General features: G+C 61.4%; 9 protein-coding genes. 1 reads left to right on the forward strand and 8 read right to left on the reverse strand.

Annotation, left to right across the window (positions count from 1 at the left end):
- Nucleotides 1-5: 5 nt before the first annotated feature.
- The 7 genes from ETC27_RS03335 to gbcB form a co-directional block, all read right to left on the reverse strand.
- The gene (locus ETC27_RS03335; RefSeq protein WP_136253534.1) at nt 6-641 is read right to left on the reverse strand and encodes a sarcosine oxidase subunit gamma; all 636 of its coding nucleotides are present in this window, start codon (nt 639-641) and stop codon (nt 6-8) included.
- Nucleotides 634-3,684, reverse strand: a complete 3,051-nt coding sequence (locus tag ETC27_RS03340) for a sarcosine oxidase subunit alpha family protein (RefSeq protein WP_136253535.1) — start codon at nt 3,682-3,684, stop codon at nt 634-636. The genes ETC27_RS03335 and ETC27_RS03340 overlap by 8 nt, the downstream gene beginning before the upstream one ends.
- Nucleotides 3,681-4,073, reverse strand: coding sequence for a sarcosine oxidase subunit delta (locus ETC27_RS03345; protein WP_136253536.1), 393 nt, complete (start codon nt 4,071-4,073; stop codon nt 3,681-3,683). Before ETC27_RS03345 ends, ETC27_RS03340 begins: the two co-directional genes overlap by 4 nt.
- 22 nt (nt 4,074-4,095) lie before the next feature.
- Complete coding sequence (locus tag ETC27_RS03350; RefSeq protein WP_136253537.1) at nt 4,096-5,346, reverse strand: sarcosine oxidase subunit beta family protein; 1,251 nt, start codon at nt 5,344-5,346, stop codon at nt 4,096-4,098.
- A 49-nt stretch (nt 5,347-5,395) separates the two neighbouring features.
- Complete coding sequence (gene glyA, locus ETC27_RS03355) at nt 5,396-6,691, reverse strand: serine hydroxymethyltransferase (RefSeq protein WP_136253538.1); 1,296 nt, start codon at nt 6,689-6,691, stop codon at nt 5,396-5,398.
- Between the two features lie 328 nt (nt 6,692-7,019).
- On the reverse strand, nt 7,020-8,060 hold the full coding sequence (locus ETC27_RS03360; protein ID WP_136253539.1) for a GlxA family transcriptional regulator: 1,041 nt from the start codon (nt 8,058-8,060) through the stop codon (nt 7,020-7,022).
- A 362-nt stretch (nt 8,061-8,422) separates the two neighbouring features.
- Nucleotides 8,423-9,529, reverse strand: coding sequence for a glycine betaine monooxygenase reductase subunit (gene gbcB / locus ETC27_RS03365; protein ID WP_136253540.1), 1,107 nt, complete (start codon nt 9,527-9,529; stop codon nt 8,423-8,425).
- A gap of 350 nt (nt 9,530-9,879) precedes the next feature.
- On the opposite strand from gbcB, the gene gbca reads away from it, so the two are divergent.
- Nucleotides 9,880-11,169, forward strand: a complete 1,290-nt coding sequence (gene gbca / locus ETC27_RS03370; protein WP_136253541.1) for a glycine betaine monooxygenase oxygenase subunit — start codon at nt 9,880-9,882, stop codon at nt 11,167-11,169.
- A 283-nt stretch (nt 11,170-11,452) separates the two neighbouring features.
- Here the strand turns inward: gbca and fdhA are convergent, their stop codons facing one another.
- Nucleotides 11,453-12,646: a formaldehyde dehydrogenase, glutathione-independent gene (gene fdhA / locus ETC27_RS03375; protein ID WP_136253542.1), complete on the reverse strand. Its 1,194-nt coding sequence runs from the start codon at nt 12,644-12,646 to the stop codon at nt 11,453-11,455.
- Between the last annotated feature and the right edge of the window lie 203 nt (nt 12,647-12,849).

Consider the following 12,849-nt stretch of genomic DNA (forward strand, 5'->3'; position numbering starts at 1 on the left):
TCGACTCAGTTCTCGACGGCGATATCGAACTCTTCGCCTGCATCCAGCAGCCAGCGATAGGTATAGTCAGCAAAGCTGCGACGTACCACCAGCTCCCAGCGTTCTTCGCTGGGACGGCGCAGGATCACCGTCGCTTTCGCGAACACCGTGGTCACGCCCTTGCCCACCGAGAAGTGGCGCGGGTGGACATCATAGGCCACCGACTTCTTCAACACCTCACTGGCTGCCTCACCTTCGAGCTCCAGCACGGTCTGGCCACCACCGACGTTGCTGATAGCGAAATGAGCATCGCCCAGCGCTTCACGCAGACGACGTTCGATGTCGAACTCTTCGCCGCCCGGCACGATCAAAAGCCACTCGTCCGGCGATATCCACTGAATCGAGCGTTCACCGGCTTGGTCTTGAACCAGGCCCAGCGGCTCGCCTGGAAGCCCAAGGCCGACCACTTCGCGAAGTGCCTCATCGAGAACGATGGCACCGCCACGCAGGGTCAGCTGACCCAGAAAGGGGCGCTCACGCATCGTCACCTTTGTGCCGGCCTTGGCCTTCGGGGCCCCCGAGCGCTGCATGCTATAGGCAAGCGGCGACTCGACGGGAATCTCGCCTTGCGGGCGAGTATCGAACTGTTGTGCGTTAGACATTCTGACGCTCTCCCTTGGGATCGAGGAAGATGGGGCTGACGATTTCGGCCTCGTGGACCTGGCCGTCGGCCATGGGCAGATAGACGGTATCGCCCATCATCTGGTGGCCGCCCTTGACCACGGCCAGGGCGAAGCCTGACTGCAGGGTCGGGCTGTAGTAGCTGGAGGTCACGTGACCCTTCATCGGCATCGGAATCGCGTGCTTGGGGTCAAACACGATCTGGGCGCCTTCTTCCAGCACCACCGACGGATCCTTAGGCTTAAGGCCCACCATCTGCTTACGATCGGTGCGCTTGGTATCAGGGCGCGTGAGTGCCCGCTTGCCGATCCAGGAGTTCGGCTTGTCGTAGCCGATCGCCCAGTGCATGCCCAGATCTTCCGGGGTCACCGAGCCGTCGGTGTCCTGACCGGCGATGATGAAGCCCTTCTCGGCACGCAGCACGTGCATGGTCTCGGTGCCGTAGGGCGTCAGGCCATACTTGTCACCGTGGGCGAACAGCTTCTTCCAGACGTGCATGGCATAGTTGGCCTGGACGTTGATCTCGTAGGCCAGCTCTCCGGTGAAGGAGATACGGAAGACCCGCGCCGGCACACCGGCCACGTTGCCTTCACGCCAGTCCATGAACTTGAAGCTGTCCTTGTCCAGGTCGATGTCGGTGAGCTCGGACATCAGCTTGCGCGCTTCGGGCCCGGTGACGGTCATGGTCGCCCAGTGATCGGTCACGGAGTTGAAGTAGACGTCCAGCTCCGGCCATTCGGTCTGGTGCCAGATCTCGAGCCATTCCATCACGGTGGCGGCGCCGCCGGTGCTGGTGGTCATCAAGAAGTGGTTTTCGGCCAAGCAACTGGTGGTGCCGTCATCGAACACCATGCCGTCGTCCTTGCACATCAGGCCATAGCGGACGCGACCGGGGGCCAGCTTGGCCCACTTGTTGGTGTAGACGCGACCCAGGAACTCACGCGCATCCGGGCCCTGGATGTCGATCTTGCCGAGTGTCGAGGCATCGAGGATGCCGACCTTCTCGCGCACCGCGCTGCACTCACGCGAGACCGCCTCGTGCATGGTCTCGGTCTTGCCGTTGACCTTGCGCGGGAAATACCAGGGGCGCTTCCACTGGCCCACGTCCTCGAACTCGGCGCCATTCTCGACATGCCACTGGTGCATGGCGGTATAGCGCTCGGGGTCGAACAGCTCGCCACAGTGACGACCGACGATCGCACCGAAGCTCACCGGCGTGTAGTTGGGACGGAACACCGTGGTGCCGACTTCAGGAATCGTGCGGCCCAGGCAGCGGGCGGCGATGGCCATGCCATTGATGTTGCCAAGCTTGCCCTGATCGGTCCCGAAGCCAAGTGCAGTATAGCGCTTGACATGCTCGATGGACTCGAAGCCCTCGCGGGTAGCGACTTCGATCGCCGCCGAGGAGACATCGTTCTGCATGTCGACGAATTGCTTGGGCCCGCGCAGGGTCGCCTTCAGGTGCGGCACCTGATAGAGCGCCACGGCAGCGCCTTCGCGCAGATTCTTGACGTTAGGCTGGCTGACGCTGGCAGCTGAGAACCCACACGCCTCGCCAGCGGCGCTACCGGCGGCTACACCGTCTTCGAGCACCTTGTCGAGGGCATAGACACCATGCGCGCCGCCGGCGGGCGTCATGCCTTTTACCGGGGAAGGTACGAAGCCCAGGATATCGTCGTTCCAGGTCGGACGGCTGCCAGTGTGCGACGCCAGGTGCACGACCGGGCTGAAGCCGCCGGAACTGGCGATGGTGTCACACGCAAGCTCTTCAACCGGACCTGCAACCTTGAAGCCAGCGATGTCGATCTTCGCCACCTTGGCAGCGGAGACACGCTTTTCGCCACGCGCTTCGATCACGGCGCTACCCGCAATGATACGAATACCCTTGGAACGCGCCTGCTCGACCAGCTCACCATCCGGGTTCTGGCGGGCATCGGCGATGGCGGCCACTTCGCGGCCGGCCTCGAGCCAGTCCAGCGCCGCCCGGTAGCCATGATCGTTACTGGTGGAGAGTACCAGGCGCTTGCCCGGCGCCACGCCATAACGACGGACATAGGTCGAGATGGCACTGGCCACCATGTTGCCCGGCACATCGTTGCCGCCATAGACCAGCGGACGCTCGTGAGCACCGCTTGCCAGTACCACCTGGCCAGCACGAACCCGGTGCAGGCGAGCACGCACCTGACGGCGGCCGTTGGCGCTCGGCGCCAGGTCACTCAGATGCTCGGTGCAGCGCTCATGCAATGTCACGAAGTTATGATCGTGATAACCGTTAGCAGTGGTGCGCGGCAGCAGGGTCACGTGCTCGAGCTCGGACAGCTCCTCGAGCGTCTTCTCGACCCAGGACGTTGCCGGCGCATCGTCGATGTTTTCGCGAGACGAAAGCAGCGATCCGCCCATTTCTTCCTGCTCGTCGACCAGCATCACCCGCGCGCCAGCGCGACCGGCTGCCAGCGCCGCCGACAGGCCCGCCGGGCCCGCCCCCACCACCAGCACGTCACAGTGCTGGTGACGGTGATCGTAGATGTCTGGGTCGTTTTCGTTGGGACTGCGCCCCAGACCCGCGGCTTTGCGGATGTACTTCTCATAGGTCAGCCACATGGAGGCTGGCGCCATGAAGGTCTTGTAGTAGAAGCCCGGCGGCATGAACTGGCCGCCCAGCTTGCCGATCAGGCCCATCAGGTCGCGCTGAACGTTGGGCCAACCGTTGGTGCTACGCGCCGTCAGGCCTTCGTAGAGCGCCTGCTGAGTGGCACGCACGTTGGGTACCTGACCCGCTTCGGTGCTGCCCAGCTGGACGATGCCATTGGGCTCCGCGGCGCCGGCAGCAACGATGCCGCGGGGACGCGAGTACTTGAAGCTACGGTTGACGATATCGACACCGTTGGCAAGCAGCGCCGAGGCAAGCGTATCGCCCGGATGGCCCTGATAGCGCGTGCCGTTGAAGGTAAAGCTCAGCTTGCGGGAACGGTCGATTCGCCCGCCTTGCGACAAGCGGTTGGGCTGTTGTGCGTTGCTTGTCATACCTTGGTCCCCCTGGAGTCTTTCGCCGCGCTATCGCTCGCGCCTACCGTCTGCTGACCGCCATCGCCCACCTGCACGCCCTGCGACTTCTCGGCGCTTGCCAGGCTCTCTGCCGTGATCGACGGCTGCTCACCCATCTTGTAGACCTCAAGGATCTCGTAACTAACGGTGTGACGCGTAATGTTGAAGAACTTGCGGCATCCCACCGCATGCACCCACAACTCGTGGTGAACACCGCGTGGGTTGTCACGGAAGAACAGGTAATCGCCCCATTCATCGTCACTGGTATTTTCCGGATCCGCAGGGCGGGCGATGTGTGCCTGGCCCTTCGGATGGAATTCCTCTTCCTCGCGGTGTTCACCGCAGTAGGGACAAAGTATATAAAACATGGCAGGTCTCCTCTGCGGTGGATCAGTGGGCGACGCCGGCGGCGCCGTGCTCGTCGATCAACGCGCCAGTGTTGAAACGGTCGATGGAGAAAGGTGCGGCGATCGGGTGCATCTCGCCCTTGGCAAGACTCGCCGCGAACACGTTCCCCGAACCCGGAGTGGCCTTGAAGCCCCCGGTGCCCCAGCCGCAGTTGAAGTACAGACCCTTGACCTTGGTCTTGGAAATGATCGGGCAAGCGTCCGGGCAGGTGTCGACGATACCGCCCCACTGGCGGTTCATGCGCACCCGCGAGAAGATCGGGAACATCTCGACGATCGCCTGCAGGGTGTGCTCGACGGTCGGGTAGCTGCCGCGCTGGCCATAGCCGTTGTAGCCATCGATACCGGCGCCGATGACCAGGTCACCCTTGTCGGACTGGCTGATATAGCCGTGCACGTGATTTGACATCACCACAGTGTCGAGAATCGGCTTGATGGGCTCGGAGACCAGCGCCTGCAGCGGGTGAGACTCCAGCGGCATCTTAATGCCGGCCATCTTCGCCATCACCCCGGAGTTACCGGCGGTAACGCAGCCTACGGTCTTGGAACCGATGTCGCCGCGATTGGTGTGGACGCCATGGATCTGGCCATCACGGATCTTAAAGCCGGTGACCTCGGTGTTCTGCAGCAGATCCACGCCCAACGCGTCTGCGGCGCGCGCATAACCCCAGGCCACGGCATCATGGCGGGCTACACCGGCGCGTGGCTGCCAGGAGGCACCCATCACCGGATAGCGGGCATTCTTGGAGCAATCCATGATCGGCACCAGGTCCTGCACGCCCTTGGCGTCGAGCACTTCGCCGTCGATGCCATTGAGGCGGTTGGCGTTGACCCGGCGCTGAATATCGCGCATGTCCTGAAGCGTATGTCCCACGTTCAGCACGCCGCGCTGAGAGAACATCACATTATAGTTGATGTCCTGGGAGAGCCCCTCCCACAGTTTCATGGCGTGCTCGTAGAGCGCCGCCGACTCGTCCCACAGGTAGTTGGAACGCACGATGGTGGTGTTACGGGCCGTGTTACCACCCCCCAGCCAACCTTTCTCGATCACCGCGACGTTGGTGATGCCATGTTCCTTGGCCAAGTAGTAAGCAGTGGCCAGGCCATGGCCGCCGCCGCCGACGATGATCACGTCGTACTCTTTCTTGGGCGTGGGATTACGCCACTGCCGCTGCCAGTTCTCGTGGTGGCTCAGCGCGTGCTTGACCAGCCCGAAGCCTGAATATCGTTGCATGGAATTTTCTCCTCAAAGGACCCCACCGGCCTACCGGCGGGGATCGGGCTCACGCGTAGGACGTCTCGGCAGCCTCGGCGACGTTGCCGTAGACCGGATGGCGGGCGCACAGCTCGGCGACCTTGGCCCGAACGTCGGACTCGGCCTCCGTAGTATTGCCACCTTCGGCCAGAGCGTCGAGCAGATCACAGATCCAACCAGCCAGGGCTTTGCAGTCAGCCTGGTCGAATCCTCGGGTTGTCACCGCCGGGGTACCAATGCGCAGGCCCGAGGTCACGAAAGGGCTCTGGGGGTCATTGGGCACGGCATTCTTGTTAACCGTAATGAAGGCGCGGCCCAGAGCGGCATCCGCGTCCTTGCCCGTTACACCCTGCTTGATCAGCGAGACCAGGAACAGGTGATCGTCGGTGCCTCCGGAGACCACGTCGAAGCCTCGCTCGAGGAAGACGTTAGCCATGGCCCGGGCGTTGTCGATGACCTGGGCCTGGTAGCGCACGAAATCTTGGCTCATGGCTTCACGGAAGGCGACCGCCTTGGCGGCGATGACGTGCATCAGCGGGCCGCCCTGCTGCCCCGGGAAAACCGCACCGTTGAGCTTCTTGTAGAGCGACTCATCACCACTGGCGGAAAGGATAAGACCACCACGCGGACCGCGCAGCGTCTTGTGGGTAGTGGTCGTCACCACGTGAGCATGGGGCAGCGGGCTCGGGTAGTGTCCAGCGGCCACCAGGCCAGCGACATGGGCCATATCGACCAATAGCCAGGCGCCCACGGCGTCGGCGATGTCGCGGAAGCGACGCCAGTTGACGACCCGAGAGTAAGCCGAGAAACCCGCGATAATCAGTTTGGGCTGATGCTCATGGGCGAGACGCTCGACTTCGTCGTAGTCGATCTCGCCAGTGGCCGGATTCAGCCCATACTGGACCGCATTGTAGTTCTTGCCGGAGAAGTTCGGGGCAGCCCCGTGGGTCAGGTGGCCACCGTGAGCCAGGCTCATGCCCAGCACGGTGTCACCCGGCGACACCAGCGCCATGAAGGCGGCGGCATTGGCCTGGGCCCCGGAATGGGGCTGGACGTTGGCATAGTTGGCGCTGAACAGTGCGCAGGCGCGCTCAATGGCCAAGCGCTCGACCACGTCGACGTGCTCGCAGCCCCCATAGTAGCGCTTGCCAGGATAGCCTTCGGCGTACTTGTTGGTCAGCTGGCTTCCTTGGGCTTCCATGACCTGCTGGCTCGCGTAGTTCTCCGAAGCGATCAACTCAATATGCGCTTCCTGGCGCAGCACTTCATCGGCGATGGCGGCGGCGATCTGGGGATCAGTCGTTGTAAGGTTATTCGCGTTCATCTCGTCACCCTGGGGATTAGCTCCACAACGTTATAAAAAAGGAGAACGCGCGACATTCTGGAAACGACGCCAACATCGTCGCGACAGACAGCCTTTTGGGTGACCGTCACGCCCTGGACGCCGCGTTCTCACTCTGGATGTCATTGAAAGCCAATCCGCATGCCAAAAGATTGAACGTTTGCGACATCTTTCACGTAATGTTCGCGACACAACATGATAAACGACTGTTTATAAACGATTAAATTTTTACGCCTGTTTTGTATCTTTTGCTGATCATCGGCCAAAGCCGGCGCTCAAGCACCCGCCCTGGCACTCAGCCCATCCAACTCTAGTCATGAGTCGGCCGAGCCGCGATATGCAGGAAGAAGGGATCGACCGTATCGCCATTGCCCTCCCCCGCCAACTTGCGTATGGCCGACGGTGTAGCGCCGAAGGCATCACGGAAATGCCGAGAGAAATGGGCAGTGTCGGCAAACCCACAGCGGTCGCCAATTTCGGTAATACTCTTCGCCGTATAGTGTAGCAACCACAGGCCATAGCGCAGGCGCAGATCCCGAGCGAACTTGCGGGGCCCCACCCCCAACGCCTCGCGAAAGCGCCGTTCCAGATTGCGTCGCGAGGTACCGAGCCGCTCAGCCAGGGCATCCACACTGAGAGGCTCGCCCAGGTGCTGCTCGAGGATGGCGATGGCACGGCGTACCAGCCGATCCTCTACCTTATCGAAGACCACCGGCTGTGGTTGGGGATGCTCACCGCGACGAGCCTCGTCGATGAGCATGATATGCAGGCTCTTCATGGCCCAGGCCTTGCCCAGATGGCGCTCAACCAGGTGTGCGGCCAAATCGGCGGAGGCAACCCCTCCCGCACACGTGAGCAGGTCACCATCATCGATGAACAGGCGGTCTGCCACCGGCTCTATCGCAGGAAAACGCCGTGCAAGGTCGCCATGGTGATACCAACTGACGCAGCAGCGACGGCCATCCATCAGCCCGGCCTGAATCAGTGCGAAGACACCGGTGCAGACCCCCACCAGCGGCACACCCGCGTCGGCCACGCGGCGTAAGTAGGTGATCGCGGTCTCGTCGACATAATCATGCTCGTCCTGAACCCCGCCGATGACCACAATGTAGTCAAAATCTGAAGGGGCACGGAAGGCTGTACAGGGCGTAACCGCAGCCCCACAGCTGGAGATGGCGTCTTGCCCGGCGCTGGTCATGAACACCCAGTGGCAACGCAGCTGACGGCTACGGTCGCCCTCGTCCGCGGCAAGGCGCAGGCAATCGACGAAGGCTGCAAAGGGCAGAATAGTGAATCGACGTAACAGGACGAAGCCGACCGACAGCGGCTCTCCTTCGTGGGGCTGACTCATGGGTCCGGCACTCTTCACTATCGATGGCGTAGCATTCAGTGTCCGGCAGCTCGACCTAGAACGCAAAACCCGGAGCAGACCTTTGCGTGCTGCAGGTGCATGCTCGCGTCACCGCCCGAAAACGTAACGCGCCCCGAGCAGCAACCACAGCTGTCTGGCTGAGGCTGCCGGCTCGAGGCGCTAGGACGCTACCTTATTAATGCGGCTCAACGATCTTGTACTACCCGACCACTGATCGAACGAATAACTCCTGTCGCATGCACGCCTCCCGCCATTCAGATCGGGAGGCTTAAGCGACATTCGCGATGCCTTACACGCTACCGCCTCGTCATGACTAGACCAATAGCGGCTTGTAGGCCTGCTCAGTAATCGACCACCACATTGCCGGTGGGCTTGCTGCAGCACGACAGGATATAGCCATCGGCCACATCTTCTTCGGTGATGCCGCCGTTGTGATCCATTTCGACGTCGCCAGAGCTGAGCGATACCCGGCAGGTGCCACAGATGCCCATACCGCAGGCCTTGGGGATATGCAGCCCAAGCTTGGCGGCCGCAGCGTGAACCGTCTCGCCGGGCTGGATACGCACGCTCTTGCCGGTCGCACTGAACTCGACGCTGAGCAGGTCGGCGGAGTCCAATTCTTCGGCCTGAGCCTCGGCTTGCTCGGCGTTCTCGATGACATCTTCTTGCACATCAAGCGGTGTGGCGCCGAAAGACTCCTCATGGTAATGGCTCATGTCGAAGCCATTGTTGCGCAGAAGCGCCTTCACCGCATTCATGTAGGGCGTCGGGCCACAGCAGAAAATTTCCCGCTCCATGAAGTCCGGCACCATCAGTTCCATCATCGCCTGATTAAAGTAGCCCCGGAAGCCCGACCAGGCTTCGCCCAGCTCGTCACTGCGCTCGGTGACAATATGCAGTTTGAACTCGGGGATACGAGAAAAGATGTGTGCCAGTTCACGATGATAGATGATATCCGCAGGAGTGCGGGCGCTGTGCACGAACTCCACGTCCACGGCCGCATTGGTATCGAAATACCAACGCATCATCGACATCAGTGGTGTAATGCCCACACCACCAGAGAGCATCAACACCTTGTCGCTTGGGAAATCCATGCAGTTGAATTGACCGACCGGCCCGTGCACGGCCAGGTTATCGCCGGACTTCAAGTTGTCATGCAGCCAGTTGGAAACCTTGCCCCCAGGAATGCGCTTGACGGTGATCGAAAAACTGTAGGGCACCGATGGCGAACTGGAGATGGTGTAGGAGCGCATAATCTGCTCGCCGGCAATCTCCAGCTCCAGTGTCACGAACTGACCCGGCTTGAAGAAGAACATCACCGGCTGCTCGGCCATGAAACAGAAAGTACGCGTATCCGAGGTTTCTTGAATCACCTTGACGCAACGCACCTGGTGACGACCGTTGGTCCAGGTCTGCGTGGTTACCGGGTTGAGGAATTCTGACATCATGGTGGTTTCTCGCTTGAGCGTGCCGGCGGCTGCAATGAGGGAGTGCCGCGACTGGGGTCTTGGCCGGTGAGGCCTGGATAGAATTTTGCGCCACCGACAAGCCTACTCACTTGTCTGTCTACGACACACACATGCTCATCATATCCAGTACCTTCACCGACACCCCCTGGCCTCGTCGCCTGGAAACCATAAGATGTCGCCGGCAGACAACTGCCAACCGGCAACCCGCCCCAAACTCTGCGCCATGGCGCGGGCCCTACAGGCCCAGCCTCACGTCTTACACCTCATAACTCCAACCGCGCCTGTCCGGTCGACCAATACGTTGACCCTGCTTGATGAGGAAACGCCCCATGGATTCCATTTCTTCCCTCCACCTGCTGGATGATCCCTTGGCCCCGGCACGCGAGGCCACCACCGAGATGCTGGCCAATCGCCAGCCGCAACACTCGCTGCCCCAGCCCTTTTACAATGACGAGCGACTGTTCGCCCTCGACATGCAGGAGATCTTCGAAAAGGAATGGCTATTCGCGGGCATGACCTGCGAGATCCCGAGCAAGGGTAACTACATGACCCTTGATGTCGGCGACAACCCGATCGTGATCGTGCGCGGCAACAACGGTGAAGTACACGCCTTTCATAACGTCTGCCGTCACCGCGGCTCGCGCCTGTGCGTCACCGACAAGGGTAAGGTCGCCAAGCTGGTCTGCCCTTACCACCAGTGGACCTACGAACTGGATGGCCGTCTGCTATTCGCAGGCAGCGACATGGGTAAGGACTTTGACCTTTCCTCCCATGGCCTGAAGCCGGTTCACGTTCGCACTGGCGGCGGTTACATCTTCATCAGCCTGGCCGAGGAAGCTCCCGCTATCGACGAGTTCGTCGAGAGCCTGGATCACTACCTCGCGCCCTATGACATGGAGAACCTCAAGGTCGCCGCGGAGTCCAGCCTGATCGAAGAGTGCAACTGGAAGCTCGTACTCGAGAACAACCGCGAGTGCTACCACTGCAACGGTGCGCACCCGGAGCTGCTCAACTCTCTGCAAGAGTTCGACGACACCGACGACCCCCGCGCCACCCCGGCCTACAAGGAGCTGGTCGCTCGTAAGCAGGCCGACTGGGAAGCCCAGGGCGTGCCTTACAAGCTTACACGTCTCGGTCGTCGTAACCGCTTGACCCGCACGCCGCTGCTTAATGGTGTGGAATCGATGACCATGGACGGTAAGCGGGCCAGCAAGAAGCTGATGGGCAATCTTGAGAGCGCCGACCTGGGATCGCTGCGCATCCTGCACCTGCCCAACTCCTGGAACCACTTCATGGGTGATCACGCCGTCGTCTTCCGCGTCCTGCCACTGGGCCCGCAAAAGACCGTGGTGACCACCAAATGGCTGGTACACAAGGAAGCCGTTGAAGGGGTCGACTACGAGCCAGAGCAGATGCGCAAGGTGTGGGACGCGACCAACGCCCAAGACCGCAACCTCGCCGAAGAAAACCAGCGCGGCATCAACTCCAAGAGCTACCAGCCGGGCCCCTACTCGGAGACCTTTGAGTTCGGTGTCATCGACTTCGTCGACTGGTATAGCGAGCGCATGCGCGAAAACCTGGGACATAGCGAGTCACGCCTCAAGTTGGCCAAGAGCTGAGCCTCACCCCGCTCTCCAGTGAGTGACCGCACGACCCCAAAGGCCCCGCATCTAGCGGGGCCTTTGCATTGCAGCGTCAGATAGCAATCATCGTGCTCGTTGCAAAATATCTGAAGCACCCACTCCGCAACAGACAGAACACGACCATCCTCAACGACGCCACCTGGTTAGCTGTAGCGCCTTTACCTCTTTATGAAGTGGCGATACAGCCACCCATCAGGCAGGACCCACAAAAAAACGGCGCCCCGAGGGACGCCGTCGTTGATCTCGCTAGCGAGCGCATTCAGGCAGGAACGCTGCCGTGCGGATCGATGACGAATTTCTTCGCCGCGCCGCCATCGAAGTCGGCGTAGCCTTTGGGCGCCTCGTCCAAGTTGATCATCTGGACATTGATCGCATCCGCGATGTTGACCTTGCCGAACAGGATCGCCTGCATCAGCGGGCGATGATACTTCATCACCGGGCACTGGCCGGTGTGGAAGCTATGCGACTTGGCCCAGCCGAGGCCGAAGCGCATGCTCAACGAGCCTTGCTTGGCCGCCTCATCCTCGGCACCCGGATCCTCGGTGACGTACAGGCCCGGAATACCGATCTGGCCGCCGGCGCGCGTCAGCGACATGGCAGAGTTCAGCACGGTGGCCGGGGCTTCCTTGCCGTGGTTGCAACCACAGGCATGGGCCTCAAAGCCGACACAGTCGACGAAGGCGTCGACTTCGCGCTCACCGAGGATGACCTCGATCTTGTCGGCCATGTCGCCGTCCTGGGTCAGGTCGATGGTCTCACAACCGAAGCTGCGCGCCTGAGCAAGGCGATCTTCGATCATGTCACCGACGATGACACAGGCCGCACCCAGCAGCTGGGCAGACACGGCTGCGGCAAGACCGACGGGGCCAGCACCGGCGATATAGACGGTGGAGCCCGGACCGACGCCCGCGGTCACGCAACCGTGGAAACCAGTCGGGAAGATATCGGACAGCAGGGTCAGATCCTTGATCTTGTCCATTGCCTGGTCGGCATCCGGGAACTTCAGCAGGTTGAAGTCGGCGTACGGGACCATGACATATTCGGTCTGGCCGCCGACCCAGCCGCCCATGTCGACGTAGCCGTAGGCCGCGCCTGGACGTGCCGGATTGACGTTCAGGCAGATGCCGGTATCGCCCGACTTGCAGTTACGGCAGCGGCCGCAGGCGATATTGAAGGGCACCGAGACCAGATCGCCCGGGGCAAGGAATTCCACGTCGCGGCCACACTCGACCACGATGCCGGTGATTTCGTGACCCAGGACGAGACCCGGCTCGGCGGTGGTGCGGCCACGCACCATATGCTGGTCGCTGCCGCAGATGTTGGTAGTGACGACCTTGAGGATCACGCCGTGCTCGCACTTGCGATTGCCGAGGGCGAGTTCCGGGTAGGCGATGGATTCGACGGCGACTTCACCCGGGCCCTTATAGACGACTCCGCGGTTGGCTGCACTCATGGCTGGCTTCCTTCAACGTTGTTGTTGGCTAATGCGGCGACACCGCCGCTACTCGACCTTAGCGTCTTCAGCCCGCCGGAATGTTCCCAACGAGTCATTGTCATGCCTATTCAAGACATCGCCTTCGCCACAGTGGCAATGCCATAGCCAAAGGTCGTTTTCACGACAGTCGCCCGCGCCGATCACACCCGAGTATAGGCTGA

Origin of the sequence: Onishia niordana (genome assembly GCF_004798965.1) — a bacterium.
GTDB classification, from domain to species: domain Bacteria; phylum Pseudomonadota; class Gammaproteobacteria; order Pseudomonadales; family Halomonadaceae; genus Onishia; species Onishia niordana.